This window comes from Pseudomonas coleopterorum, assembly GCF_900105555.1.
Taxonomy (GTDB): Bacteria; Pseudomonadota; Gammaproteobacteria; order Pseudomonadales; family Pseudomonadaceae; genus Aquipseudomonas; species Aquipseudomonas coleopterorum.
Window position 1 is genome coordinate 4,585,863 of sequence record NZ_FNTZ01000001.1, and the last position, 26,520, is coordinate 4,612,382.

Annotated in this window: 20 protein-coding genes and 1 pseudogene; 13 read left to right on the forward strand and 8 right to left on the reverse strand. The window is 62.1% G+C overall.

Going from position 1 to position 26,520, the window contains the following annotated elements; all coding sequences use genetic code 11:
- The first annotated feature begins 52 nt into the window (after window positions 1-52).
- The 3 genes from BLV18_RS20720 (at window position 53) to BLV18_RS20730 (ending at window position 4,144) form a co-directional block, all read left to right on the forward strand.
- Entirely contained in the window at window positions 53-1,477 is a 1,425-nt protein-coding gene (locus BLV18_RS20720; RefSeq protein WP_090361541.1) for an aspartate ammonia-lyase, read from the forward strand.
- A gap of 213 nt (window positions 1,478-1,690) precedes the next feature.
- Entirely contained in the window at window positions 1,691-3,133 is a 1,443-nt protein-coding gene (locus tag BLV18_RS20725; protein WP_049860399.1) for an alanine/glycine:cation symporter family protein, read from the forward strand.
- A 12-nt stretch (window positions 3,134-3,145) separates the two neighbouring features.
- On the forward strand, window positions 3,146-4,144 hold the full coding sequence (locus tag BLV18_RS20730) for an asparaginase (RefSeq protein WP_090361543.1): 999 nt from the start codon (window positions 3,146-3,148) through the stop codon (window positions 4,142-4,144).
- 97 nt (window positions 4,145-4,241) lie between these two features.
- Here the strand turns inward: BLV18_RS20730 and BLV18_RS20735 are convergent, their stop codons facing one another.
- Window positions 4,242-5,453, reverse strand: a complete 1,212-nt coding sequence (locus BLV18_RS20735; protein WP_090361545.1) for a YeeE/YedE family protein — start codon at window positions 5,451-5,453, stop codon at window positions 4,242-4,244.
- A 343-nt stretch (window positions 5,454-5,796) separates the two neighbouring features.
- Here BLV18_RS20735 and BLV18_RS20740 point away from each other — a divergent pair.
- From BLV18_RS20740 to BLV18_RS20755, 4 genes and pseudogenes are all read left to right on the forward strand, one after another.
- Window positions 5,797-6,243 (forward strand): annotated as a pseudogene (locus BLV18_RS20740) (GNAT family N-acetyltransferase).
- Window positions 6,244-6,251: 8 nt separating this feature from the next.
- A complete protein-coding gene (locus BLV18_RS20745; protein WP_090361547.1) occupies window positions 6,252-6,929 on the forward strand; it encodes a GNAT family N-acetyltransferase in 678 nt (225 codons plus the stop codon).
- A gap of 61 nt (window positions 6,930-6,990) precedes the next feature.
- Complete coding sequence (locus BLV18_RS20750; protein WP_090361549.1) at window positions 6,991-9,951, forward strand: autotransporter outer membrane beta-barrel domain-containing protein; 2,961 nt, start codon at window positions 6,991-6,993, stop codon at window positions 9,949-9,951.
- A gap of 405 nt (window positions 9,952-10,356) precedes the next feature.
- Window positions 10,357-11,892 (forward strand): trypsin-like serine peptidase, encoded by a 1,536-nt coding sequence (locus tag BLV18_RS20755; protein WP_090361551.1) that lies wholly within the window; start codon window positions 10,357-10,359, stop codon window positions 11,890-11,892.
- A 164-nt stretch (window positions 11,893-12,056) separates the two neighbouring features.
- On the opposite strand, the gene oadA is transcribed toward BLV18_RS20755, so the two are convergent.
- Complete coding sequence (gene oadA / locus BLV18_RS20760; RefSeq protein WP_090361553.1) at window positions 12,057-13,880, reverse strand: sodium-extruding oxaloacetate decarboxylase subunit alpha; 1,824 nt, start codon at window positions 13,878-13,880, stop codon at window positions 12,057-12,059.
- An 11-nt stretch (window positions 13,881-13,891) separates the two neighbouring features.
- Window positions 13,892-15,307 (reverse strand): acetyl-CoA carboxylase biotin carboxylase subunit, encoded by a 1,416-nt coding sequence (locus BLV18_RS20765; protein WP_043192108.1) that lies wholly within the window; start codon window positions 15,305-15,307, stop codon window positions 13,892-13,894.
- Between the two features lie 188 nt (window positions 15,308-15,495).
- Between BLV18_RS20765 and BLV18_RS20770 the strand changes: the two genes are divergently transcribed.
- Window positions 15,496-16,458, forward strand: a complete 963-nt coding sequence (locus BLV18_RS20770) for a LysR family transcriptional regulator (protein WP_090361557.1) — start codon at window positions 15,496-15,498, stop codon at window positions 16,456-16,458.
- Here BLV18_RS20770 and BLV18_RS20775 read toward each other — a convergent pair.
- Together BLV18_RS20775 and hexR are read right to left on the reverse strand one after the other, a co-directional pair.
- Window positions 16,400-16,615 carry a PA3496 family putative envelope integrity protein gene (locus tag BLV18_RS20775; RefSeq protein ID WP_090361561.1) on the reverse strand — a complete coding sequence of 72 codons (216 nt, stop codon included), beginning with the start codon at window positions 16,613-16,615 and terminating at the stop codon, window positions 16,400-16,402. The genes BLV18_RS20770 and BLV18_RS20775 overlap by 59 nt on opposite strands.
- A gap of 101 nt (window positions 16,616-16,716) precedes the next feature.
- Window positions 16,717-17,592: a transcriptional regulator HexR gene (gene hexR / locus BLV18_RS20780; protein ID WP_049860406.1), complete on the reverse strand. Its 876-nt coding sequence runs from the start codon at window positions 17,590-17,592 to the stop codon at window positions 16,717-16,719.
- A gap of 237 nt (window positions 17,593-17,829) precedes the next feature.
- Between hexR and uvrD the strand changes: the two genes are divergently transcribed.
- The 3 genes from uvrD (at window position 17,830) to BLV18_RS20795 (ending at window position 21,581) form a co-directional block, all read left to right on the forward strand.
- Window positions 17,830-20,013, forward strand: a complete 2,184-nt coding sequence (gene uvrD / locus BLV18_RS20785) for a DNA helicase II (protein WP_090361564.1) — start codon at window positions 17,830-17,832, stop codon at window positions 20,011-20,013.
- 191 nt (window positions 20,014-20,204) lie between these two features.
- Window positions 20,205-21,056 carry a Tim44 domain-containing protein gene (locus BLV18_RS20790; protein WP_049860408.1) on the forward strand — a complete coding sequence of 284 codons (852 nt, stop codon included), beginning with the start codon at window positions 20,205-20,207 and terminating at the stop codon, window positions 21,054-21,056.
- Between the two features lie 117 nt (window positions 21,057-21,173).
- A complete protein-coding gene (locus tag BLV18_RS20795) occupies window positions 21,174-21,581 on the forward strand; it encodes an SMI1/KNR4 family protein (protein ID WP_049860409.1) in 408 nt (135 codons plus the stop codon).
- Between the two features lie 100 nt (window positions 21,582-21,681).
- Here the strand turns inward: BLV18_RS20795 and BLV18_RS20800 are convergent, their stop codons facing one another.
- Window positions 21,682-23,436: a cation:proton antiporter gene (locus BLV18_RS20800; protein ID WP_056844823.1), complete on the reverse strand. Its 1,755-nt coding sequence runs from the start codon at window positions 23,434-23,436 to the stop codon at window positions 21,682-21,684.
- A gap of 250 nt (window positions 23,437-23,686) precedes the next feature.
- On the opposite strand from BLV18_RS20800, the gene BLV18_RS20805 reads away from it, so the two are divergent.
- Entirely contained in the window at window positions 23,687-24,172 is a 486-nt protein-coding gene (locus BLV18_RS20805) for an acyl-CoA thioesterase (RefSeq protein ID WP_049860411.1), read from the forward strand.
- Here BLV18_RS20805 and pdxY read toward each other — a convergent pair.
- Window positions 24,169-25,035 (reverse strand): pyridoxal kinase PdxY, encoded by an 867-nt coding sequence (pdxY, locus tag BLV18_RS20810; protein ID WP_049860412.1) that lies wholly within the window; start codon window positions 25,033-25,035, stop codon window positions 24,169-24,171. The genes BLV18_RS20805 and pdxY overlap by 4 nt on opposite strands.
- Before the next feature lie 117 nt (window positions 25,036-25,152).
- Between pdxY and BLV18_RS20815 the strand changes: the two genes are divergently transcribed.
- Complete coding sequence (locus BLV18_RS20815; RefSeq protein WP_049860413.1) at window positions 25,153-25,542, forward strand: DUF3301 domain-containing protein; 390 nt, start codon at window positions 25,153-25,155, stop codon at window positions 25,540-25,542.
- Window positions 25,543-25,547: 5 nt separating this feature from the next.
- Here BLV18_RS20815 and BLV18_RS20820 read toward each other — a convergent pair whose 3' ends face one another.
- Complete coding sequence (locus BLV18_RS20820) at window positions 25,548-26,513, reverse strand: CobW family GTP-binding protein (protein WP_090361567.1); 966 nt, start codon at window positions 26,511-26,513, stop codon at window positions 25,548-25,550.
- Window positions 26,514-26,520: the final 7 nt, after the last annotated feature.

A 26,520-nucleotide genomic window follows, 5' to 3' on the forward strand; every position in this document is an offset into this window, starting at 1 on the left:
GGATTGCCAGCATTCCGGTGGTTACCGGGCCCCTACAGAGACTTTCTCTATCATGTCCTCCGCTGCATCACTGCGCACTGAAAAAGACCTGCTCGGCGTTCTCGAAGTCCCGGCTGAAGCCTACTACGGCATTCAAACGCTGCGTGCCGTGCACAACTTCCGCCTCTCCGGCGTGCCGTTGTCGCACTACCCCAAGCTCGTCGTGGCCCTGGCCATGGTCAAGCAGGCGGCCGCCGATGCCAACCACCAGCTGGGTCATCTCAACAGCGCCAAGCATGCGGCAATCAGTGAAGCGTGCGCCCGTCTGGTGCGCGGTGATTTCCACGATCAATTCGTGGTCGACATGATCCAGGGTGGTGCCGGTACGTCCACCAACATGAATGCCAACGAGGTGATCGCCAACATCGCCCTGGAAGCCATGGGCCATCAAAAAGGCGAGTACCAGTACCTGCACCCCAACAACGACGTGAACATGGCGCAGTCGACCAACGACGCCTACCCGACCGCCATTCGCCTGGGTCTGCTGCTGGGTCACGACGCCCTGCTGGCCAGCCTCGACAGCCTCATCCAGGCGTTCGCCGCCAAGGGCGTGGAATTCGCCCACGTCCTGAAGATGGGCCGCACCCAGCTGCAGGACGCCGTGCCGATGACCCTGGGCCAGGAATTCAAGGCCTTCGCCACCACGCTGACCGAAGACCTCAATCGCCTGCGCAGCCTGGCGCCGGAGCTGTTGACCGAAGTGAACCTGGGCGGCACCGCCATCGGTACCGGCATCAACGCCGACCCGGGCTATCAGGCCCTGGCCGTATCGCGCCTGGCCACCATCAGCGGCCAGCCGCTGGTGCCCGCCGCCGACCTGATCGAAGCGACCTCCGACATGGGTGCCTTCGTGCTGTTCTCCGGCATGCTCAAGCGCACTGCGGTGAAGCTGTCGAAGATCTGCAACGACCTGCGCCTGCTGTCCAGCGGCCCACGCACCGGCATCAACGAAATCAACCTGCCGGCGCGCCAGCCAGGCAGCTCGATCATGCCGGGCAAGGTCAATCCGGTGATTCCCGAGGCCGTCAACATGTGCGCCTTTGAAATCATGGGCAACGACCTGGCCCTGACCATCGCTGCCGAGGGCGGTCAGTTGCAGCTCAACGTCATGGAGCCGCTGATCGCCTACAAGATTTTCGACTCCATCCGCCTGCTGCAGCGGGCCATGGACATGCTGCGCGAACACTGCATCGTCGGCATCACCGCCAACGAACAGCGCTGCCGCGAGCTGGTGGAACACTCCATCGGCCTGGTCACGGCGCTGAACCCCTACATCGGTTACGAAAACGCCACCCGCATCGCCCGCGTCGCCCTGCAGACAGGCCGCGGTGTGCTGGAGCTGGTGCGTGAGGAAGGCCTGCTCGATGACACCATGCTGGCCGACATCCTGCGCCCGGAAAACATGATCGCGCCGCGCCTCGTGCCCCTGAAGGCCTGAGCCGGCCGTACGCTCACCAGGTCGAGGGACTAGACACCTCTCACCTTTTGAGGGCTCCGAGAGCAATTTCGGAGCCCTTTTTTTGTGCCGCTGTAACGCCCTGGGTCAGACATCCCACAAGATGAATATGCCCAGTCCTATGCACCAAAAAGCTGCGCGGGCTTACACCTATGGGTATAGTGCCGCCCTTTTGAACTTGACGAGGTAACCCCCATGCTTGAAGTCATCAACGACTTCCTCTCGGGAAAAGTCCTGATCGTGCTTATCGTCGGCCTCGGTGGCTATTTCACCGTGCGCTCGCGCTTCGTCCAATTGCGCCACTTCCTGCACATGTTCAGTGTGTTCCGCGACAGCCTGCGCAACAGTTCAGACCAGCTCAGCTCGTTCCAGGCGCTGATGCTCAGCCTGGCCGGTCGAGTCGGCGCCGGTAACATCGCAGGCGTCGGCATTGCCGTGACCCTGGGTGGCCCGGGCGCGGTGTTCTGGATGTGGGTCACCGCCCTGGTGGGCATGGCCAGCAGCTTCTTCGAATGTACCCTGGCGCAGGCCTACAAGCGCTGCGACCCCGACGGTCAATACCGTGGCGGGCCTTCGTTCTACATCCAGCATGGCCTGGGCAAGCGCTGGCTGGGCATGGTCATGGCGGTGCTGCTGCTGGTGACTTTCGGTTTTGCCTTCAACGGGCTGCAATCGCACGCGGTCACCAGCTCGCTGAACGATGCCTTCGGCCTGTCCACCACCTGGACCGGTGTCGGCCTGGCCGTGCTGCTGGGCCTGGTGTTCTTCGGCGGGATCAAGCGGATCGCGGCGGTCGCCGACCTGCTGGTACCGGTCAAGACCCTGGCTTACATCGCCGTCAGCCTGTACGTCATCGTCCTGCAGTTCGACCAGGTTCCGGAAATGCTCGCCACCATCGTGCGCAGCGCCTTCGGCCTGGACCCGGTGTTCGGCGGCCTGCTCGGCAGCGCCATCGTCATGGGCGTGAAACGCGGCGTGTTCGCCAACGAAGCGGGCCTGGGCAGTGCGCCCAACGTGGCCGCTGTGGCGCAGGTCGAGCACCCGGTCGCCCAAGGCGTGGTGCAGGCGTTCAGCGTCTTCCTCGACACCTTCGTGATCTGTACCTGTACCGCGCTGGTGATCCTGCTGTCGGGTTTCTACACGCCGGGCTTCGAAGGCGATGGCATTGCCCTGACCCAGAATTCGCTGGCCAACGTGGTGGGTGAATGGGGCCGTGTGTTCATCAGTGTCGCCCTGTCGCTGTTCGTGTTCACCTCGATCCTCTACAACTACTATCTGGGTGAGAACAGCCTGCGCTTCCTCATCGGCGACAATCGCAAGGCTGTGCTGGTGTACCGCGCGATCGTGCTGTTGCTGATCTTCTGGGGTGCCATCGAGAACCTGGAGACGGTGTTTGCCTTCGCCGACATCACCATGACCCTGCTGGCATTCGTCAACCTGATTGCCCTGGCGATGCTGTTCAAGATCGGTCTGCGCCTGTTGCGCGACTACGATGCGCAGCGCAGTGCCGGGATCAAGGTACCGGTGTTCGATGCCCGGCAGTTCGCCGATCTCGACCTGGACCCCAAGGCCTGGCCGGTGCCCAACCCTTCGGCTGCCAGCGAGAAGGCCCAGGCCGCCCAGCCCGTCCAGCGTTAAGGAGCCATCGGCATGAGCATCGCATCCCCTGCCCGTCACGTACGGGTGCTGTACACCGGTGGGACCATCGGCATGCAGGCCAGCGCCAACGGCCTGGCTCCGGCTTCCGGCTTCGAAGCGCGCATGCGTGAACAGCTTGGCGCCCAGCCTGATCGGGTGGTGCCGAAATGGAGCTTCGAAGAGCTGCTGCCGCTGATCGACAGCGCCAACATGACGCCGGCCTACTGGCAGCGTCTGCGCCAGGCCGTGGTGCAAGCGGTGGATGAGCAGGGATGCGATGCCGTACTGATTTTGCATGGCACCGACACATTGGCCTACAGCGCGGCAGCGATGAGTTTCCAGCTCTTGGGGCTCAAGGCACCGGTCCTGTTCACCGGGTCCATGCTGCCGGCCGGGGTGGCGGACAGCGATGCGTGGGAGAACGTCAACGGCGCCCTGGGTGACCTCGCCCGCGGCCTGGAGGCCGGTGTTCACCTGCATTTCCACGGCGCATTACTGCCGCCGACGCGCTGCGCGAAGGTGCGCAGCTCGGGGCGCAATCCGTTTGCCGCTCTGCGCCGCAATGGTGGCGCCGTCAGGGCTGCGTCGTTGCCTGAGGCGCTGGATTACCGCCAGCCACGCCAGCCAGCCAACATCGGCGTGGTGCCGCTGTATCCCGGTCTGGGCGTGCCGCTGTTGCAGGCCGTTCTGGACAGTGGGGTCCAGGCCTTGCTGCTCGAATGCTATGGCAGCGGCACCGGGCCGTCCGACAATGCGTCGTTCCTGGACACGCTGCAAGCGGCCTACGAGCGCGGCATCGTGGTGGTGGCGCTGACCCAGTGCCAGGAAGGCGGGGTCGAACTGGACGTGTATGAAGCCGGTAGCCGTCTGCGCGATGCAGGCGTGCTCTCCGGCGGCGGCATGACCCGCGAGACGGCCCTGGGCAAGCTGCACGCCCTGCTCGGCGCCGGTCTGCCCGTGGCGGAGGTCCGTCGCCTGATGGAGCTCGACCTGTGCGGCGAACTCGCCTGATCGAACCCCCAGCACGTCCTTCGCAGCCAATGACCGCCCCTACGAATCTGTAGAGCGGTCATCGGCCGCGAAGCAGGCGCTGCGGTGCTGCTGTCACTCAGCAGCCAGTCAGCCTTTCCACCCGCGCTTCGCCGGGGAAGAACCACGGCCGCAGGCGAACGCCAACGCTGTTGCCGATGAACGCGGCGACCAGCCATAGCCAGCCGTGCAGGCTACCGGATGCGATACCGCTGAAATATGCGCCGATATTGCAGCCATAGGCCAGACGCGATCCATACCCCAGCAGCAACCCGCCGATCACGGCAGCCACGAGTGACCTGCGCGGGATCTTCAGGCTCGGTGCGAAATGACCTGCCAGACCTGCCGCCAGCAACGCACCCAAGACGATTCCGATGTCCATGACACTGGTGATGTCCTCCCACACCGGCGCGGCCAGCGCCTTGGCATTGGCCGCGGCCTGCCAGAACACCCAGCTGCCCACATCGACCCCCAGCCCGCTGGCCACTTTCGCACCCCACAAGGCAAACGCCGAGGTGATGCCCCATGGACGCCCGGCCAACGCCAGTGTCGCGAAGTTCAGCAACGCCAGCGCCACCGCACCCCACACCAGCGGCCATGGACCGCGGATGAACCTGTTCGAACCGGGCTGTGCGCTGGTCTCGGGCGTTTCCAGCCCCCCGTGCCGACGCCGCTCCAGGCGTACCGTGACCAGCGCGATCACCGCGAACAAAGCCAAGCTCAACACCAGCGCCGGGATCACGCCGAGACTCTTGACGATCGAAATCGCCGGCAGCGATGGCAGGGCGAACCACCAGTCCACATGATGCGTGGCGATCAGCGAGCCGCAGATGAAGAACAGCAGCGTCACCAGCATGCGCGCGTTGCCACCACCGACAGTGAACAGCGTGCCCGACGCGCACCCGCCACCCAGCTGCATGCCGATACCGAAAATGAAGGCGCCGAAGACCACCGATACTCCGGCAGGCGCCACCAGCCCCACCACCGTCTGGCCAAACAGGCTGCCTGCGCCCAGTGCCGGGAAGAACAACAATACGGCCACGGCAAGCATCACCATTTGCGCCCGCAACCCTGCCCCGCGGCGATCACGGATGAACACCCGCCAGGCCGAGGTGAACCCGAACGCCGCGTGATAGAGCGTCAGGCCCAGGGCGGCCCCAACCACCCACAACAGCACTTGCCGAGCACCCACCACGGCCGCGAGAAACACCGCGCCGAGCACCAGCAGCGATACCGCCACCAACGGCGCGCCCAAGGCACGTCGCGGGGCAACAGAAACAGTCGAGCTCATGGAAGCGTCCAGATAGGAAAAACAATCGGCCAGTATAAAAGTTAATACACCGCCGTGCCGGCAAGCGTTGGCCGAAATTGACCGCTGCCGCACGAACCCTTTTGTGAACAACTTCACTGCAACGTTCTTCACGGGTGCCGGTCAGAAACTAGCCAATGATCGTACCGCAAGCCATTTTACTGTATGTAAAACCAGATGACTGGATTCATCTGTGGATAAGGCTGTGCATAAACAGGGGTATAACCCTGTGGATACCTGTGTGGATAATTTCCGAACGGGCCGATGGATGCGTTCATCGAGACGAACTGCCAAGATGACAGTCATCCACCACCGGAGCCCGAGCATGTCCGACCTTGCAATCCGTCCTGTCACTGCTGCCGACTATTCCACCTGGCTGAGCCTCTGGCAGGCCTATCAGCGTTTCTACAAGACCGACATCCCCGACGCCGTGACCCAGGTCACTTGGCAGCGCATGCTCGACGAGGCCGAACCCATCAACGCCGCGCTCGCCTGGCGCGACGGCGTGGCGGTCGGTATGGTCCACTACATCTATCACCGCTCATGCTGGACCATTGAAAATTCCTGCTATCTGCAGGACCTGCTGGTGGACGATGCGGCACGCGGCGCAGGCGTCGGTCGCTAGTTGATCGACTATGTCTACGCCACCGCGAAGGCCGCCGGGTGCGTCAAGGTGCACTGGTTGACCCATGAAACCAACGGCACTGCCATCGGCTTGTACCAGCGTGTCGCCGAACAACCCGGCTTCATTCAATTTCGCAAGACACTCTAGGAGCTGCCATGCCTACCTCCGCAATCGACTGGAAGCCTGTCAAGGCACCCGTGGCGACCACCATGAATGGCCGCTACATCCGCCTGGAGAAACTCGACCCCAAGCGCCATGGCGAAGACCTCTGGGAAGCCCTGCAAGGGCCGCAGTCCGACGCGCAGCTGTGGGACTACCTGCCCTACGGCCCGTTCAACGACCTGGAACTGTTCTACATCTGGCTCGATGGCTATGCGATCAGCAATGACCCCCTCGGCTTCTGTGTGGTCGACCAGCACACCGGCAAGGCCGAGGGCATCCTCAGCCTGATGTCGATCGTACCGGCGCACGGTCGCCTGGAAGTCGGCCATGTGGCCTTCGCCGCCTCCATGCAGCGCACGCCCAAGGGCACCGAAGCCATCTACCTGGCGCTCAAGCTGGCCTTCAGCCAGGGTTATCGCCGGGTCGAATGGAAATGCGACAACGCCAACAAACGCTCGCGTCGCGCCGCCGAACGGGTCGGTTTCACACTGGAGGGCGTGTTTCGTCAGCACATGATGGTCAAGGGTCGCAACCGTGACACGGCGTACTTCTCCATCACCGACAGCGAATGGCCGGCGATCGAGGGCGCGTTCGAGGGGTGGCTGGCAGCGGACAACCAGCCGGCGTCGGGGCAAGTGAAGGCGCTGGAGCAGTTTCGCGTCGCCGGTTAAATAATTCTGTAAAGACCAGCCGCTATACAGGACGACCTCACTGCCTCCAGGTCGTCCGCTCATGCCGTACTCTCCGCACCGCCTTGCCCTTGCCATCGCACTGCTCACCTTGGGCACACAGATGTCGGCAGCCTTTGCCAAAGACCTGCAGATCGACACTGCCACCCAGGCGACGCAAAGCCTGAGCGACACCGATCGGCTGATCGTGGGCAAGGCTGGAAGCATTACCGCCAGCACCGAAGCGATCAAGCTCAAAGGTGCGGCAGCGGGCACCGGCGTGGTGGTGGATAACTCAGGCCGACTGATTTCCACCGGGAATCGGGCCATCGACAGCTCTGGCAGCGGCGCCGTACGCAGCTATACCCTGATCAATCGCGCGGGCGGCCTGGTGCAAGGTTCGTCCGACGCCTTTCGCATCAAGGATGACTTCGACCGTGGCGCCATCGTGGTCGACAACAGCGGCACACTGCGCTCGCTGAACAAGCGTGCCATCGATCTGGAGGCGCTGAAAAGCACCGGCATTGCGACCACCCTCGACAATCGTGCGGGCGGGCTGATCCGCAGTGAAAAGAACGACGCGATGAAAACCGGGATCAATGCCACCATCACCAATCACGGTGAGATATCCACAGGCGACACCCTGAGCCTGGACGATAAATACGACGGTATCGACGTGGCCGCAGCGACCGGCGTCTCCGTGTACAACTATGGCCTGATCAGCGGTGGCCGCCACGGCGTGACCACGGATGAAGGCGCCCTGCTCTACAACGAAGGCACCGTGATCGGCCGCAATGGCTCCGGCTATGGTTCGGACGGCAATGGCACTGTGATCAACCGAGGCCTGATTTCCGGCGATGTGTCCGGGCTGCAAGCCGTGGGCGACGGCGACGGCGTAGACATCGACTACATCGGCCATATCGAGAACTATGGGACCATTCGCGGCACCGGCGCGTCCGGCGCCAAGCCCGGCGACCCGTTGAACGCCAGTGAAGGCATCGCCATGGGCGGTGGCTATATCTTCAATGCCTCGGGCGCCACCATCAGTGGTGCCGACAATGCCATCCTGATCGACGATGGCAGCAACGGCTCGGCCCATGGTGCCACCTACCTGGAGAACCACGGCAGCATCACCGGGCTCAAGGGTTTCGGCGTGCAATTGAATGGCGAGTTTGCCGACACCGTGATCAACGCCGGGACCATCGGCGGCAGCAATGGCCAAGCGCTGCAGATGGGCGCTGGCGATGACAGCTTGACCGTACACAGTGCGGGCCGCTTCATCGGCCTGGTGGACGGCGGCAGCGGCAGCGACCGGGTGAATCTGCAAGGCAATGCCGATGGCAGCTTTGGCAACAGTCGCAACTTCGAGACGCTGGAGGTGCAGAGTGGTACCTGGACCCTGACCAGCGTCGACGATTTCAGCGCCCAGAGCCGCATTGCCAACGGTGCCACGCTGATCAACCAAGGTAGCATCGCCGGTGCGCTGACCGTGGACCAGGGCGGGGTCTACGCCGGTGGCGGCGCGGTAGGCAATCTGCTCGTCAACGGAACCCTGGCGACCAACAGCCGGCTGGGCACGGCCGTGGTCCGTGGCGACCTGACTCTGGCACGCGGCGCGACGTTGGCATATGGGGTCAACGCCGATGGCAGCAGTGCGCCACTGCGGATTGCAGGTGCGGCCAACCTCGACGGCGCCACCTTGAACATCGTGCCGAGCAGCGGTGAGTATCCCTGGCAGAGCCGCTACACGGTGTTGCAAGCCGGCAGCGTCAATGGCCGCTTCGCTACGGTGACGAGCGACTACGCCTTTCTGACCCCGACCCTGAGCTACAGCGCGACCTCCATCGACCTCGACTACGCCCGCAACGACATCGCCTTCGCCGACTACGCCAGTACTGTCAATGGCGGCAACGCTGCGCGCAGCATGTCCGCCATGAGCGGCGGCGCCCTGTATGAGGCGTTGCTCGGCACCCGTGCTGCCAGCGCGGGGATGGCCATCGAGCAACTGGCTGGCAGCAGCAATGCCAGCCTGGGTGTTGCGACGTTGGCCAGTACTGCACAGGTCGGCCAAAGCATGTTGTCGGCCATGCGCCAGATGGGCAGCGATGGCGGCCTGCTGGTGGGCCTGCACGAGCGGGACACGCCGGTACTGGCGGCCAATGGCGTGCCTGACCAGGCACGCAACCTGAACGACCCAAATGCCCGTGGCCGGGTATGGATCCAGGCGCTGGGCAGCTACGGCAAGCTCGAGGGCGCACACGGCGGCGATGGTCTTGAGCAACGGACCTCGGGCGCCGTGCTGGGTACCGACTGGGCACTGACGCCGGAGTGGCGCGCAGGTCTGCTGGGCGGTTACTCACGCACCGACCTGGACGCGTCCGGCGTGGACGGCAACGTCGACAGCTGGCACGCGGGCCTCTACGCCATGCGTCAGAGCGGACCTCTGGCCCTGCGCCTAGGCGCGGCGTACAGCAAACATGACGGCAACAGCAAACGCACGGTCAGCTTCGACGGCTTCAGCGACCGGCCACAGGGTGACTACGATGCCGACAGCCAACAGGCCTTTGCCGAACTGGGTTACAACCTGGGCAGTGGCCGGCTGAGTGCCGAGCCGTTCGCCAACCTCGGCTACCAGCGCTACAGCCGCAACGGTTACCGGGAAAAAGGCGGCCCGGCGGCGCTGGACGTGGAATCGCAAACCCAGGACAACTTCACCAGCACCTTCGGTGTGCGCTTGGCCCACCTGAGCCAACTGGACAATGGCATGAGCCTGACGCCACGCGGCAGCCTGGGCTGGCGTCACACCTATGGCGATGTGGCCAACAGCACACGCCAGGCTTTCCTGAGCGGCGGCAGTGGCTTCAACGTGGAAGGCAGCGCCCTGGATCGCGACAGCCTGATGCTGGAAGCCGGGCTGGATCTGGGCGTGAGCGCGCGGCAGAGCGTGGGAATCAGCTACAGCGGGGAGTTGGGCAGCAACAACCGTAACCATGCTTTGGCAGGGCACTGGCAACTGCGCTTCTAACCCACGCAGGTTGAGAAGGCGGCACCTTCATTCACGGCCAGCGTCTCATCCAAGCTGCCTCGCTCATCATTCGGTGAACCGTACGCATTTTTGAGCGCCAGCCTGGCGGCGACTCAAGCACGCCGCCGGGGCGGCCTGAAACGGTGGGCAACGGACGTGATCCAGTCAATGCCCCACGTTTCAGAACTTGCATTGCGCACGCTCAAATCCCAGCGCGGCCTACCCTCGTTAGTCATCCCTTAACTCAAGTAAAGACCGGCTCTAAATCCACCGGCCAGCAAAATGTGACAAATAATTAAAGCTACTTCGTACCCCCCTCTTCAACGACTACGCTCCAATGCCATTTACATAAAACACCTGCGCCACTGCAGCGGGTGACGATCGAGTGCAAAAAAAGAGCGTTATATGAATATTGATTTCTACAAACTTGCTATTGCGCTAACCTTTATAACTGTATTGCCCGTACCCACATTTGCTATTGACTGGGGAGAAGGGCTACCCAACTTACAACCTTCCCAGGCTTTGCTTAACGGCCAAGGCCAGCATGCCGCGTGGGAAGCCATTGGTCGATTGACCGTAGAGGGAGGCATGGAATGCACAGGCGCGCTGCTGGACACGCGGCAACCTGGAACGCCGACTGATGCACCCGCTTATGTTCTAACGGCCGGTCACTGCACGCATCCGTCCAATCAGCCGCAACGTATCGCTTATCAAATGGACGCTGAGGGCTCAATGACCTTCAACTATTTTGAAGATACGCAAGACCAGCGCAAGGTGTTCAGAGTCAAGCGTATTACCTGGAGCACCCTGCGAGGGTCAGACCTCTCAATTGTAGAACTGGACGCCAGCTTGCAGACCGTGCTGAAGGCAGGTATTACTCCGCTCAAGCTCAGGAGTGAACCTTCACCGGCCCACCAACTGCCCATACTGGTGATAGGCGCGCCGCTGGCCTTCCAGGGTGCCGAAGGCTACTTGCGCATGGCCGCCTGCCTCGCGCAACCCAGTGCAGCGGTGGTCGAGTACATGTGGGTATGGGTCAACGAGCAAAGTAATGGCTGCCATGACATCTTTCCGGGCGTCTCTGGTTCGCCGATCCTGGACCGTTTTACCAATGAAATCATCGGTGTGATTGGCACCTCGACATGGGGCGGCGGGAGGTCGCGATGCAGTCGCAATGATCCGTGCGAGGTTGAGAATGGTGGCATCACCAAGCAGACGAATACCAGTTATGGCTCCAAGACTCAGGGCTTGACCAAATGTTTCTCAGCGGGGCGATTTGCCTTCAACGCAGTGAACTGTCCGCTTGGCGCGCCGACAACCTTTGAACTAGGTAGTGATCCACTTTTCGATTATCTCAAAGGTGGCGATGGCACGTGGCAGTGGGAACAAACTTTCTCGGTCAATGCACCCGCCATACGCTACAAGTACGTTCGCTCTGCGACGGACTGCGCAACACTGGAAAATTACGCTGAGGCAATACCTTCGACCGGTCCCGTCACGGTCTCCCATGCAATGAACGAAGGCCCTGGCATTACGTTCCTTTGTGTACTGCCTCTTGAAACTCCAGACGGCCCGATTCGACCCCTGTTTTCCAATAGTGTTTTAATCTTCTACCGCTGGCTTATCAATCCACCATCGCTCATGCCGCCTCACTATCGCAGAACGTACGATGCTGAAACACGCGTGCATGAATTTACGTTGCTTCCAGTAACGCCAGAGTTAGACATGGCCGGTTATCGTTACAAGTCCGGTGAGCCGGATAAGCTGGATTGTCTCTCTGATCAAGACTATCAGCGGATCAACCCCAGCTTCGGGCGTTTCGAGGTCGAGGTGGGTTCGCAGCCCTCTGTCGTTTGCATAGCAGGCATGGACATGGCGGGCCATCAGTCGCCTCGTATACGCCTGCATCTGGCACCTGCGACGATAGCCAGCAACCAATGAACTTGACGAGCCAGTAGGTCGCCCATCATTGAATCCAAGCCTACTGAAATAGGCCAGGGATAAACAAACGTCACCGGTGCCCGATGAGGCACGGGCCCTGGGTCAGCATACTGAAAAAAAAAGGGGGCCACCCGGCCCCCAGAGGAAAACCTTGCAGCCCGAGGTCAGCCCTCGATCTCGATCAATATCTCGCCGGGGTTCACGCGGTCGCCTTTGGCCACATGGATGGCCACCACCTTGCCGGCCACACCGGCCTGAACCTCGGTCTCCATTTTCATCGCCTCGGTGATCAACACCGCCTGCCCGGCCTTGACCGCATCGCCCTGCTTGACCAGCACGTCGACGATGTTGCCGGGCATCGCAGTGCTGACATGGCCCGGTTCGCTGGCCTGCTTGCGCTTGCCGATACCGCCGCTGACGAACTCGTTCAGGGGTTCGAACACCACCTCTTCGGGCATGCCGTCGATGGACAGGTAGAAATGCCGCTTGCCTTCGGCCTTGACCCCGACGCCGGTGATGTCGACCCGATAGCTTTCGCCGTGCACATCGATGACGAACTCGGTCGGTACCCCTTCACCAGTGCGCGCAACCTGGGCACCTGCCTCGGGGATCGGCAGCAACACCTCGGGCACCAGCGTGCCGGCGGCACGCTCTTCGAGGAACTTGCGCCCGATGTCGGGGAACATCGCAAACGTCAGTACATCCTCCTCCGACTGGGCCAGCTCGCCGATGTCCTTGCGCAGCTTGTCCATCTCCGGCTTGAGCAGGTCGGCGGGACGTACGTCGATGACTTCCTCGCTGCCGATCGCCTGGCGCCGCAGTTGTTCGTTGACCTTACCCGGCGCCTGGCCATAACCGCCTTGCAGGTACAGCTTCACTTCGTTGGTGATGGTCTTGTAGCGCTCGCCGGCCAACACGTTGAAAAACGCCTGGGTACCGACGATCTGCGAGGTAGGCGTGACCAGGGGCGGGAAGCCCAGGTCTTCACGCACCTTGGGAATCTCGGCCAGCACCTCGTTCATACGGTTCAGCGCGCCCTGCTCCTTCAGCTGGTTGGCCAGGTTGGAAATCATGCCGCCGGGCACCTGGTTGACCTGCACGCGAGTATCGACCGCCGTGAATTCGCTCTCGAACTGGTGGTATTTCTTGCGCACGGCATAGAAATACAGGCCGATCTCCTGCAGCAGCTCCAGGCTCAGGCCGGTGTCGAATTCGCTGCCCTTGAGCGCGGCGACCATGGACTCAGTGCCCGGATGACTGGTGCCCCAGGCAAAGCTGGAGATGGCCGTATCGATATGATCGGCGCCATTTTCCACCGCCTTGAGCTGACACATCGCGGCCAGGCCGGCCGTGTCGTGGCTGTGGATGAACACCGGCAGCGACTGCTCGGCCTTCAGGGCCCTGACCAGCTCGCCGGTGGCATAGGGCGTCAACAGACCCGCCATGTCCTTGATCGCCACCGAGTCGCAGCCCATGGCTTCCATCTGCTTGGCCTGGGCCACGAAGGCGGCGACGGTGTGCACCGGGCTGGTGGTGTAGGCGATGGTGCCCTGGGCGTGCTTGCCAGCCGCCTTCACCGCCTCGATGGCCACACGAAGGTTACGCACGTCGTTCATTGCATCGAAGATGCGGAACACATCGATACCGTTGTCGGCCGCCTTGGCCACGAAGGCGCGGACCACATCGTCGCTGTAGTGCCGGTAGCCCAGCAGGTTCTGCCCGCGCAGAAGCATCTGCAGACGGGTGTTGGGCAGCGCCTGGCGCAGTTTGCGCAGGCGTTCCCACGGGTCTTCCTTGAGGAAGCGCACACAGGCATCGAAGGTGGCGCCGCCCCACACTTCCAGCGACCAGTAGCCGACCCGGTCGAGCTTGTCGCAGATGGGCAGCATGTCTTCGGTGCGCATGCGGGTCGCCAGCAACGACTGATGGGCGTCGCGCAGGATGGTGTCGGTCACGAATATGCGCTTGGAAACAGGAGTATTGGACATTGTTGTGTTCCTCACAGGCCGGCGTGGGCGGCGATGGCGGCAGCGATGGCCAGGGCCAGCTCTTCGGGTTTGCGCTTGATCGAGTACTGGGTCAGCTCCGGATGGCTGTCGACGAAGCTGGTATTGAACTGGCCGCTGCGAAACTCGGGGTTGCGCAGGATTTCCTGGTAGTAGGCCGCCGTGGTCTTGATGCCTTGCAGGCGCATGTCATCGAGCGCCCGCAGGCCGCGGTCCATGGCCTCTTCCCAGGTCAAGGCCCAGACCACCAGTTTGAGGCACATGGAATCGTAGAACGGCGGAATGGTGTAGCCGGTGTAGATCGCTGTGTCGGTGCGCACGCCCGGCCCGCCGGGAGCGTAGTAGCGGGTGATCTTGCCGAAGCTGGGCAGGAAGTTGTTCTTCGGATCCTCGGCATTGATGCGGAACTGCAGGGCAAAGCCGCGGTGCACGATGTCCTCCTGCTTCACCGACAGCGCAAGGCCCGAAGCAATGCGGATCTGCTCGCGGACAATGTCGATACCGGTGATTTCCTCGGTGATGGTGTGCTCCACCTGCACCCGGGTATTCATCTCCATGAAATACACCTCGCCTTCGGCGAGCAGGAACTCCACGGTACCGGCGTTCTCGTAGCCGACCGCCTTGGCTGCGCGCACCGACAGGTCGCCGATGTAGGCGCGCTGCTCGGGGGTCAGCTGCGGGCTGGGGGCGATCTCGATGAGCTTCTGGTTGCGTCGCTGGATCGAACAGTCGCGTTCGAACAGGTGCACCACATTGCCGAAGCGGTCACCCAGGATCTGCGCCTCGATGTGCTTGGGATTGACGATGCACTTTTCCAGGAACACCTCGGCCGAGCCAAAGGCCTTGGTCGCTTCGGAAATCACCCGTGGAAAGGCCTGCTCCAGTTCCTCGCGGCTGTTGCAACGGCGAATGCCTCGCCCACCGCCGCCCGAGGTAGCCTTGAGCATGACCGGGTAGCCAATGCGCTCACCCTCGGCCAACGCCTCGTGGATATCGGCGACGTTGCCCTCGGTGCCGGGCGTGACGGGTACGCCCGCCTTGATCATGCTGCGCCGGGCTTCGGTCTTGTCGCCCATGCGGCGAATGACCTCGGCCGACGGCCCGATGAACTTGACCCCGCGCTCGGCGCAGATGTCCGCCAGTTCGGCATTCTCGGAGAGAAAGCCATAGCCTGGATGCAAGGCATCGCAGCCGGTTTCCACCGCCAGGTTCACCAGCTTGCGCGGGTTCAAATAGCCGGCCAGGGGCTCGGCGCCGATGCTGTGGGCTTCGTCTGCGCGCTTGACGTGCAACGCGTGACGATCGGCTTCGGAATAGATCGCGACCGAACGAATGCCCATTTCGGCGCAGGCTCGTACGATGCGTACGGCAATCTCACCTCGGTTGGCGATCAGGATCTTTTTTATCACTTTGAATTTCCTCGACCGATGAATCCATTCGGGTCGGTGCGTGGCCGACCCTTTGGGTAACCAGTTGTTTCCTGGTCGCCTCTGCAAGCTAGCGCGGTACGAGGATTAATAAAAATCAATCTTTGTTAGGTTACATATTAGCTAAAGCTTATAGTTGGTTGATTATCGTTCGAACATCGGATGGGGGCATGCGTAAGTCACTGATGCGCCTGACATTGCGTCAGCTGCAAGTATTCAACGAGGTGTGCGATCTGCGCTCCTACAGCCGTGCCGCCGAAGAAATGTCGCTCACCCAGCCAGCGGTGAGCCTGCAGATTCGCCAGCTGGAAGAGCTGGTGGGCCAGCCACTGTTCGATTACGTGGGCAAGAAGCTCTATCTGACCGAAGCAGCCCAGGCGCTGCAGGCGGCCAGCCGCGACATCTTCGGCCGCCTGGAAAACCTCGACATGCAGCTCTCCGACATGCAGGGCTCCCTGCAGGGGCAGCTCAAGCTGGCGGTCGAATCCAGTGCCAAGTACTTCACGCCCCATCTGTTCGCCGCCTTCCGCACCCTGCACCCGGAGGTCAACCTGCAGCTCACGGTGGTCAACCGCGCCCAGGTGATCCGCCGCCTGAGCGACAACCGCGACGACGTGACCATCATGTCGATGGTGCCGCAGGACATGGGCTTGGACTTCATGCCTTTCCTCAACAATCCGATCGTCGCCGTCGCCCCGCCCGAGCATCCGCTGTGCCAGTTCGAACGGCTGAGCCTGCAGGAGCTGCAAGCCTATACGTTGCTGGTGCGCGAACAAGGTTCGGGCACGCGCCGGGCCTGTGAGGAATATTTCAAGGAGAAACGTGTGTACTTCACGCAGACCCTGGAAGTGGCATCTGCCGAAGCCCAGCGCGAATGCGTGATCGCAGGCCTGGGGCTGGCGCTGCTGACGCGCCATGCCGTCGCCCGGGAGTTATCCACAGGCACGCTGCGAGAGTTGCCTGTGGCAGAACTGCCGTTGCAGCGCAGCTGGTGCGTGGTGCAGGCCAAGGCGCGGCGTCAGTCGCCGGTGGCGTTGGCCTTCGCCGCGTTCATCCGTGCCGAGCGGGCGCAGATCACGACGCTGGTCGAGCGCTTTGCCGGACATCCACCGACACCGTCTGCCAGACGTTGAGCTGGGCGTCGTCGCCAATTTCCTGGAGCAGGCGACGCTGCTCGGCGTAGCTTTCGATCGCACGGCGAAACTCCATGCGGCGCTGATCTTCCTGCTGACGTTTGGTGCGGGCGGCACTGTTGCCTTGCGCTTGCGAGCCATCGACGTAACGAGCCATTGCCTGTCTCCCAGTTCGAGTTCGGGAGTACAGGGTGGCGTGGGTGTATGAAGGTTTGGCGACGGGGCGGTGAACATCGGGTTAAACCCATCACGCCTCGCTCAGTCCTCGTGGGCCTCGTGGGCCTTCAACGACTTGGGCGACAGGCGCAGGCTGCGCAGACTGCGCTTGACGCTCTTCAAGTGATTGACCAGGTCCGGGCCACGGGCCATCGCCACGCCCATGGCCAGCACGTCGATCACCACCAGGTGGGCGATACGCGAGGCCAGCGGCGTATAGATCTCGGTGTCTTCGTGCACATCGACCGCCAGGTTGACCGTCGCCAGCTCCGCCAGCGGCGTCTGCCCCGGACACAGGGAGATCAACGTGGCGCCACTTTCGCGCACCAGGTTGGCGGTGATCAGCAGGTCCTTGGAGCGCCCCGATTGGGAGATGCACACGGCCACGTCGGTCGGCTTGAGGGTCACCGCCGACATGGCCTGCATGTGCGGGTCCGAATAGGCCGCCGCCGTGAGCAGCAGGCGGAAGAACTTGTGCTGGGCATCGGCCGCCACCGCGCCAGAGGCGCCGAAACCATAGAACTCGACCCGCTGCGCCGTGACCATGGCGCTGATCGCCCGTTGCAAGGCTTCGGGGTCGAGCTTCTCGCGCACTTCCATCAAGGTATGCAGGGTGGTGTCGAAGATCTTCAGGCTGTAGTCGGCCACCGAGTCGTCTTCGTGAATGGCGAACTGGCCGAAGCTCGCCCCCGCCGCCAGACTCTGCGCCAGCTTGAGCTTGAGGTCCTGGAAGCCGGTGCAGCCGATCGCGCGGCAGAAGCGCACGATGGTCGGCTCGCTGATGCCCACGCTGTGCGCCAGATCGGCCATGGAGCTGTGCATCACCGCCGCAGGGTCCAGCAGCACATGCTCGGCAACCTTGAGTTCGGATTTGCGCAGCAGGTGGCGAGACTGGTCGATGTGTTGCAGCAGGTTCAAGGGACAGCTTCCGCTAAAGGAGTCGAGGGGCCAGGATGTAGCTGGCCTGTAGTTATACTACAGGCCTCGGTGATCGCCCAGTTAAACGTCTCAGCACCCGCCGCGCAGGCAAAAACGGCCGCACATTGCTCGGCGCACACGTCGAATCTGCACCTTATGTCCGACACTCGCAGGATTTGTCTCGCAAGCGACAACTCTTGTTTGCCCCAACTCCATCGCGCACCCTAAAATGCCGGAATGCGCGATGACCTCTCCCTTCTGCTGAATTCCCTCAACGATGCCCAACGCCAGGCCGTAGCCGCCTCCGTCGGCCGTCAGTTGGTCCTGGCCGGTGCTGGTTCCGGTAAAACCCGAGTGCTGGTTCACCGTATCGCCTGGTTGATCCAGGTCGAAAACGCCTCGCCCCACTCCATCCTGTCGGTGACGTTCACCAACAAGGCCGCTGCCGAGATGCGCCAGCGCATCGAGCAGTTGATGGGTATCAACCCGGCCGGCATGTGGGTAGGCACCTTCCACGGCCTGGCCCACCGCCTGCTGCGCGCGCACTGGCAGGAAGCCAACCTGAACCAGAATTTCCAGATTCTAGACAGCGACGACCAGCAACGTCTGGTCAAGCGGGTCATGCGCGAGCTGGGCCTGGACGAGCAGAAATGGCCGGCGCGCCAGGCGCAGTGGTTCATCAATGGGCAGAAGGACGAGGGTCTGCGCCCGCAGCACATCCAGCCTGGCGGCGATCTGTTCCTGGCAACCATGCGCTCGGTCTACGAAGCGTACGAGGCAGCCTGTGCACGGGCCGGCGTGATCGACTTCTCCGAACTACTGCTGCGCGCCCTCGACCTGTGGCGCGACAACCCCAGCCTGCTGGCGCACTACCAACGTCGTTTCCGCCATGTGCTGGTCGACGAATTCCAGGACACCAACGCCGTGCAGTACGCCTGGCTGCGGCTGCTGGCACAAGGTGGCGACAGCTTGATGGTGGTGGGTGACGATGACCAGTCGATCTACGGCTGGCGCGGTGCCAAGATCGAGAACATCCACCAGTATTCCGCCGACTTCCCGGACTCCCAGCTGATTCGCCTGGAGCAGAACTACCGTTCCACGGCGGGTATCCTCAAGGCCGCCAACGCGCTGATCGCCAACAACAGCGGGCGACTGGGCAAGGAACTGTGGACCGACGGCGACGATGGCGAGCCGCTGAGCCTGTATGCCGCGTTCAATGAACACGACGAGGCGCGCTACGTGGTCGAAACCATCGAGAGCGCCCTCAAGACCGGCCTGGCGCGCAGCGACGTCGCCATTCTGTACCGCTCCAACGCCCAGTCGCGGGTGCTGGAAGAGGCGCTGCTGCGCGAGCGCATTCCCTACCGCATCTACGGTGGCCAGCGCTTCTTCGAACGCGCCGAAATCAAGAACGCCATGGCCTACCTGCGCCTGCTCGAAGGGCGCGGCAACGATGCAGCCCTGGAACGCGTGATCAACGTCCCGCCCCGTGGCCTGGGCGAGAAGACCGTCGAAGCCATCCGCCAGCATGCACGTCACGCCGAACTGTCGATGTGGGAAGCCGGGCGGCAACTGGTGGCCAACAAGGGCCTGACCGGTCGCGCCGCCAACGCCCTGGGCGCGTTCATGGAGCTGATCGAGAACCTGGCCGCCAAGGTCATGCACATGCCGCTGCACCTGATGACCCAGACCGTCATCGAGCAGTCCGGCCTGATCGTCTATCACCAGGAAGAAAAGGGTGAAAAAGGCCAGGCACGGGTGGAAAACCTCGAGGAACTGGTCAGCGCCGCGCGCAACTTCGAAAACAGCGAAGAAGACGCCGACCTCACGCCCCTGGCCGCATTTCTTGGCCATGCGTCCCTCGAAGCCGGCGACACCCAGGCCGAGGAGCACGAAGACAGCGTTCAGTTGATGACCCTGCACAGTGCCAAGGGCCTGGAGTTTCCCTACGTGTTCCTGGTGGGCATGGAAGAGGGCCTGTTCCCGCACAAGATGAGCCTTGAAGAGCCTGGTCGCCTGGAAGAAGAACGCCGCCTGGCCTATGTCGGCATCACCCGGGCCATGCAGCACCTGGTGATGACCTATGCCGAAACACGCCGTCTGTACGGTAGCGAGACGTACAACAAGGTCTCGCGCTTCGTGCGCGAAGTGCCCGCCGGGCTGATTCAGGAAGTGCGCCTGTCCAACAGTGTGAGCCGTCCCTTCGGCGGGGGTCAGGCACAGAACTCGAGCAGCCTGTTCGGGGCTGCCGCCATCCCGGAAACCCAGTTCAATCTCGGCCAGCGGGTACAGCATTCGGTTTTCGGCGAGGGTGTGATCCTCAACTTCGAAGGCTCCGGCGCCCAGGCGCGGGTGCAGGTCAACTTCGCCGAAGGCAGCAAGTGGCTGATGCTGGGGTACGCGAAACTGGAGGCGGTGTAACGGTTGGCTTCCTGGCCTTTTCGCAGTGCTCGGCGGCCGCGAAAAGGCCGACACTGCATTTTCCACAGGCAGTGAAATTTCCTACGCCGCTTTTCGCAATTACGCAAAAGCTCGAAACATGTTGTCACTAGCTATGTACAGCACACCTGTGCAACATGACTCGCGTGCAATCCACCTAACGGAATGAACCTATGCAACGATTTCTCAGCATGGCTCTGGCCCTTTGCATTGGCCTGACCATGAGCCTGGATGCCAGTGCCAAACGCTTCGGCGGCGGCAAGAGCATGGGCGCAGCCCCGACTCACCAGACGCGCCAGGCCGCGCCTGCCACTCCAGGTGCCACAGCCGCCGTACCGGGCCGTGCCGCCCCTGCCGCGAGCGGTGCTTCGCGCTGGTTGGGCCCTCTGGCCGGCCTCGCCGCCGGTGGCCTGCTGGCCTCCATGTTCATGGGCGACGGCTTCCAGGGCATGCAGATCTTCGACTTCCTGATCATGGCAGTCATCGCCTTCCTGATCTTCCGCTTCATCGCCGCTCGCCGTCGCAAGCAGCAAGGCCCGCAAATGGCTGGCGCCGGTGCACCTTACCAGCGTGAAACCATCAACCAGGCCCCTGCCCAGCCGTCGATCTTCGGTGGTGCAAGCGGTGCTTCCGCAGCCCGTCCGGTGATCAACGCGCCGGCCTGGTTCAACGAAGAGAACTTCCTGAACGCCGCACGCAACCACTTCCAGTCGCTGCAGCAGCACTGGGACGCGAACGAGATGGACAAGATCGCCGAGTTCGTCACCCCACAGATGCTGCAATCGCTGAAGCAGGAACGCGCCGAGCTGGGTGATGGCTTCCAGTCCACCTACATCGACGATCTGCATGTACAGCTGGAAGGCGTGGATGATCGTGCCGAGAAGACTATCGCTACCCTGACATTCGTTGGTGTATCGAAGACTTCGCGCTTCGACAAGGGCGAACCCTTCAGCGAAAGCTGGAACATGGAACGCGCCCAGGGCGAGAACCAGCCTTGGCTGGTGGCCGGTATCCGCCAGAACTGATACGCGTCACGCTTTGCAAAGCCCCGGCCCTGGTCGGGGCTTTTGCATTTTGAACGTTGCATCCATTTCCAGCTAAGGTATAAACCGCAGCGCGTATTCTGGTCAGAGGAAAACATCGTGGAAGAAGTGATCGAGCAGCTCCGAGAAGCCAACGAACCGGTACCGGTTCCCCTGGAACTGCCAGACGAAGACCTGCTGGTCGAGATCGAAGAGCAGTTGTTCATCAACATTCCGTTCGTCTTCAAGGAATATCTGCTCACCGTCAGCGACGTGGTGTACGGCAGCCTGGAGCCGGTTACCGTGACCGATCCGCAATCGCACACCTACCTGCCGGACGTTGCGGCGACGGCATGGGACCTCGGCGTCCCGCGCGAGCTGATCCCGATTTGTCAGGACGGCGACGATTACTACTGTGTCGAAGAAGACGGCACCGTCGTGTTGTGGTCGGGCGAAGAAGAGCTGGTGACCGAGGAAAGCTGGGAGTCTGTCTGGCATTGGGCGCGGGACGTCTGGCTGGAAAGCTGATCGGTACAGGCAGGTGTGACCTTTTCACAGCTCGATGGCGCGCCGCCAACCTTGTGGGAGCGGTTCTACCCGCGAAGAGGCCAAACCTGCCTACCCAACTTCAATGCTCGACGTTGTTGTCCAGGGTCTCCAGCAAAGCCACCTGCATCCGCGTATGCACGCGAATGAACCAGCGCCACAACACGGCTACCACTGCGGCTGCCACCACGGCGATCAGCAGCAGCAATTCCAGGGTTGGCAGGATACTCGCCGACAGCGCGGCCAGCAGCACGAAAATCATCAGCAGCGACAATAGCGGAATGACTTCGGCAATGATGCGTCGAACCCGCTGGGTGTGCCTGCCCGCCATTTCCGGCTTCACGCCCATTTCCGCCAGGAGCATCGACAGCGCCTTGAGCTTGCGATAGGCCGCGATCAGGAATGGCAACGACAGCAGCAAAGCTGCGCCCCAGATCAAAGCTTTCTGCCCACCGGGCTCTGCCACCCATGTGGTCAGGTAGCCACCGATCCGCTCGGCGAAATAGGCCCCGGCAAAGAAGATACCGATCACCAGCGCCAGGTTGACCCCCACCTGCAGGAGAATCTTGCGGATCATCGACGCCAGCATGGCGCTCTGCCCGCGCGGCTGAATGCTGCGCAGCCATTCCCCATACATCCCCAGCACCCGCGCCATCCGCTGCGGCACCAAAGCGCCCAGACGGTGGGAAAGCGGGTCTGCCGCCCGGATCAGGTACGGCGTGGACAAGGTCGTCAGCACCGACACCGCCACGGCAACGGGATAGAGGAAGTCGCTGGTGACCTGCAGGGTCATGCCCAGCGCTGCGATGATGAACGAGAACTCGCCGATCTGCGACAGCCCCATCCCCACTCGCAGGGACGTCTTGCCATCGTTGCCGGCGATGAATGCACCCATCCCGCAGGAGACGATCTTGCCCAGCACCACCGCCACGGTGATGACCGCGATCGGCCAGGCGTAGGCAAGCAGGATGGCAGGGTCGAGCATCAGGCCGATGGCGACGAAGAAGATCGCGCTGAACATGTCGCGGATGGGTTCGATCAGCCGCTCGATTTTCAGCAGTTGCCGAGATTCGGCCATGATCGCCCCGATCAGGAAGGCGCCCAGTACCATGCTGTATTCAAGCTTGACCACCAGCAGGCAGAAGCCGAAGCACAGGCCCAGCACGGTCACCAGCAGCATCTCGTTGCTCTCGAAGGTGGCCACGTAGGCCAGCAGACGCGGCACCACCAGGATCCCCACCACCAACGCGATCACCATGAACAGCGAGAGCTTGCCGACCGTGGAGAACACCTCACCGGAACTCACCGCACCGCTGACGGCGATACCTGAAAGCAGGGCAATGATGCCGATACCCAGAATATCCTCGACGATCAGCACACCAAAGATCAATTGCGCAAACCGCTCGTTCTTCATCTTCAGGTCATTGAGCGCCTTGACGATGATGGTGGTCGAGGAGATGGCCAGGATCGCACCCAGGAACAGCGAGTCCATGGTGCCCCAATCGAACCAGCGGCCGATCTCGTAGCCGATCCAGATCATCAGCACGATTTCCAGGAACGCGGCGATGAAGGCCGTGGCGCCGACCTTGAACAACTTGCGCAGGCTGAATTCGAGCCCGAGGCTGAACATCAGGAAAATCACTCCCAGTTCGGCGAGGGTCTTGATGGTGTCTTCGTCGTGGATCAAGCCGAAAGGCGGAGTGTGCGGGCCAATGATGAAACCCGCGACGATGTAGCCGAGCACCACCGGTTGCCGCAATCGGTGAAACAGAATGGTCACCACGCCGGCCACCAGCATGATCACTGCCAGGTCCTGGATGAAACTGATGGCATGCACGGTGATAGCCTCCTTTGCTATTCGGAATTACGGTACCAATTGTTTCAGGAGGCAGGTTAACACTGCCCATTGCAGGCAAACGTCGGTGCAATATGCGGAAACAGATCGCCGCTATGCCCTACGTAATGGCACGATAGACGTGACGGAGTAGCCTCGTTCAGCGTCCGCCTGTGGACGAGACCCGTCGTAAGTGGCCAACGCCAGAATAGGTGATGCCCCTGTAATTCTGCCAACCAACCGTGAGTTCACTATGGAACCTGGAAACGCCCAGCTGTCGATGACGGTGCTGATGACCCCTGACATGGCCAATTTTTCCGGCAATGTGCATGGAGGAACGCTGCTCAAATACCTCGACGAAGTGGCTTACGCCTGCGCCAGCCGCTATGCCGGCCGGTATGTGGTGACCTTGTCGGTGGATCAGGTGATTTTCCGCGAGCCAGTGCACGTGGGCGAGCTGGTGACCTTCCTGGCATCGGTCAACTACACCGGCAACACGTCGATGGAAGTGGGGATCAAAGTGGTCACCGAGAACATCCGCGAGCGTTCGGTGCGCCACACCAACAGTTGCTTCTTCACCATGGTGGCGGTGGACGACCAGCGCAAACCCGCTCACGTACCGCCTTTGAAGCCACAGGATGCCGAGGGCACGCGGCGCTTCATCCAGGCGCAGCAGCGCCGGCAGATCCGCCAGGAGCTGGAAAAGCGCTACCGCGATCTCAAGGAAGAACCGATTTAAAGCGCCACGGCTTCGAAACGCAGGCGCGGATGCACGATCCGATCCTGGGCGCGCACCAACTCCAGTTCGTAGCTGGCGCACGCCTGGGTCTCCAGCAGCACTTCGTGCACTGCCGCGGCCGTGAACTCGAAAGCGGCCAGCCAATCATCGCCCAGCAGTAGCCTGGCCAGGAACAAACCGCTGGTCAGATCACCCACGCCGACCGGCTGACGCGGAAACGCCAGCAGCGGACGCCGCAGGTGCCAGCTGCCTGTGGCGGTGACCAGCAGCATCTCGAAGTCTTCAGGTGATTTGCCGGGGTAGGCCAGATGTTTTACCAGCACCGCTTTCGGGCCCCGGGCCAGCAAGGCGCGCGCCATGGCCACGCAATCCTGCAGGGAGTCGGCCTTGCGGCCGCTGAAGCTGTCGAGCTCCAATTGGTTGGGACATAGCACGTCGGCTGCCGCCACGGCTTCATCGAGCAGAAAGTCGCTGACCTCGGCCGGCACCACGCAGCCTTTCTCCGCATGCCCCATCACTGGGTCGCACAGGTACAGGGCCTTGGGATTGGCTGCCTTGACTCGCCGTACCACGCCCAGGATTGCCCGCCCCTGCGCAGCGCTGCCCAGGTAGCCGCTGAGCACCGCATCGCAGTTGCCCAACTCGCCAATCGTCGCAATCCCTTCGACCAGTGCGGGAATGTGTTGCGGCGCCAACACTTCTCCCGTCCACTGACCATACTGTGTGTGATTGGAAAACTGCACCGTATTCAATGGCCAGACCTTGACGCCCACTCGCTGCATCGGGAAAACCGCCGCGCTGTTGCCGGCGTGGCCGAACACGACGTGGGACTGGATGGCGAGCAGGTGTGGTGTACGTTTCATGCAAGGATTCCGGACCGGTGACAGGACTTCATGGCGCGCAGTATCGCGCGAAATGCAGCCTGTACGACAGACCGGAGACACAGTTAAGCTGCGAGCAACCGGTTGGAGCGCACGTTGATGTTGACCCTTGGCAATATGTTCATCCTGATGTTACTAGCCGCAGGTGCGGCCTGGTTGTGGCACAACCATGGCCTGCGCGAGAAGGCGTTGGAGCGGGTCAAGCAGCATTGCGGCAAGCTCGATCTGGAACTGCTCGACGACAACGTCGCCTTCAAGCGCTTTGCCTGGCTGGCCGATGCCAACGGCCGCAAGCGCCTGGCGCGGGTGTACAACTTCGAGTTCACCGTCACCGGCGAGCAGCGCCATGCAGGCATCGCCACGCAGTTCGGGCCGCACGCAGTGCAGATCGAGCTGGCGCCCTACCCGTTCGAAGTGAAGACGCCGACCAGTGCCGAGGTCATCGAAATGAGCCAGTGGCGCCAGGAACACAAGCGCTGGCGCCCCTGAGGGTGTCAGTCCTGTAACGGATCCGGCACCTGTGCTCGCAGCAACCCTTGCTGCAAGCGCGTTGCGTCCTGGGGTGTGTCGAATATCAGCTCCACCCGTGAATCGCGACGCCACTCACTCGGTCTCCATTGGGCGGTTTGTCCTGCCAGCAAATTACTTGATCGCCACCCCTGCGTGCTGTGGATAACCAGCTTGGCCCGACGCCAACTTTCATCCTCCAGCCAACGCCCTAGGGTCTGCAGGTCGAACTGCACCTGTGGGTGCCAGCGCCAGCCGATGCTCCAACCATCAGGATGATTCTGCACCTGGCATTGGGCGAGAGACTTATCCACCCATAGATCACCCAGCGCATTGGGGCTGTCTATCAGCTTGTCCACAAAAAGCTCTACAGGCTTATCCACAATCGGCAGTTGATCGAAGCAGATTTCGTCGACGTCCCGCCACAGCATTTGCGCTGTGGGTAAATTTGTACTTATGCACAGCTCATCGGTACCGGATGCCTTGTTCATGATCAGCAATCCCGCCTCGCGCGCGGCTTCCAGCTGTACCGCAGGCAGCGCATTCCCCACCCTGAGTGCCAGCGCGTCGAGCACCATCACCAGCGGTTGCACGGCCAGGACCCCACGCCAAGGCGCTTCACCCAGTTGTGCAAGGATCTGCAGCGGATGGCCCAGGCCCGACGGCTCGATGAACAATCGGTCCGGAGGGGCACTGCGCAGCAAGCGGGCAAGACCAATTTGAAACGGCGCTCCATTCACGCAGCACAGGCAACCCCCGGCGATTTCACCGATTGCGATACCATCGTCGGCTGTAGCCAGCAACGCGGCGTCTATGCCCACCAGACCGAATTCGTTGATCAAGACGGCCCAGCGTTCGTGCGCTGGTTTGCACGTCAGCAGATGACGAATCAGGCTGGTCTTGCCGGCGCCCAAGGGGCCTGCGATGACATGGGTGGGAATGTTCTGCAGCATGGTCGGA

Excerpts from the sequence above, each read along its gene's own strand:
- BLV18_RS20730 (WP_090361543.1), top strand. The coding sequence starts at position 3,146 with ATGAGCATCGCATCCCCTGCCCGTCACGTACGGGTGCTGTACACCGGT.
- BLV18_RS20750 (WP_090361549.1), top strand. The coding sequence starts at position 6,991 with ATGCCGTACTCTCCGCACCGCCTTGCCCTTGCCATCGCACTGCTCACC.
- uvrD (WP_090361564.1), top strand. The coding sequence starts at position 17,830 with ATGCGCGATGACCTCTCCCTTCTGCTGAATTCCCTCAACGATGCCCAA.
- BLV18_RS20720 (WP_090361541.1), top strand. The coding sequence starts at position 53 with ATGTCCTCCGCTGCATCACTGCGCACTGAAAAAGACCTGCTCGGCGTT.
- BLV18_RS20745 (WP_090361547.1), top strand. The coding sequence starts at position 6,252 with ATGCCTACCTCCGCAATCGACTGGAAGCCTGTCAAGGCACCCGTGGCG.
- BLV18_RS20805 (WP_049860411.1), top strand. The coding sequence starts at position 23,687 with ATGGAACCTGGAAACGCCCAGCTGTCGATGACGGTGCTGATGACCCCT.
- BLV18_RS20725 (WP_049860399.1), top strand. The coding sequence starts at position 1,691 with ATGCTTGAAGTCATCAACGACTTCCTCTCGGGAAAAGTCCTGATCGTG.
- BLV18_RS20770 (WP_090361557.1), top strand. The coding sequence starts at position 15,496 with ATGCGTAAGTCACTGATGCGCCTGACATTGCGTCAGCTGCAAGTATTC.
- oadA (WP_090361553.1), bottom strand. The coding sequence starts at position 13,880 with ATGTCCAATACTCCTGTTTCCAAGCGCATATTCGTGACCGACACCATC.
- BLV18_RS20775 (WP_090361561.1), bottom strand. The coding sequence starts at position 16,615 with ATGGCTCGTTACGTCGATGGCTCGCAAGCGCAAGGCAACAGTGCCGCC.
- BLV18_RS20755 (WP_090361551.1), top strand. The coding sequence starts at position 10,357 with ATGAATATTGATTTCTACAAACTTGCTATTGCGCTAACCTTTATAACT.
- BLV18_RS20815 (WP_049860413.1), top strand. The coding sequence starts at position 25,153 with ATGTTGACCCTTGGCAATATGTTCATCCTGATGTTACTAGCCGCAGGT.
- BLV18_RS20820 (WP_090361567.1), bottom strand. The coding sequence starts at position 26,513 with ATGCTGCAGAACATTCCCACCCATGTCATCGCAGGCCCCTTGGGCGCC.
- BLV18_RS20735 (WP_090361545.1), bottom strand. The coding sequence starts at position 5,453 with ATGAGCTCGACTGTTTCTGTTGCCCCGCGACGTGCCTTGGGCGCGCCG.
- pdxY (WP_049860412.1), bottom strand. The coding sequence starts at position 25,035 with ATGAAACGTACACCACACCTGCTCGCCATCCAGTCCCACGTCGTGTTC.
- BLV18_RS20790 (WP_049860408.1), top strand. The coding sequence starts at position 20,205 with ATGCAACGATTTCTCAGCATGGCTCTGGCCCTTTGCATTGGCCTGACC.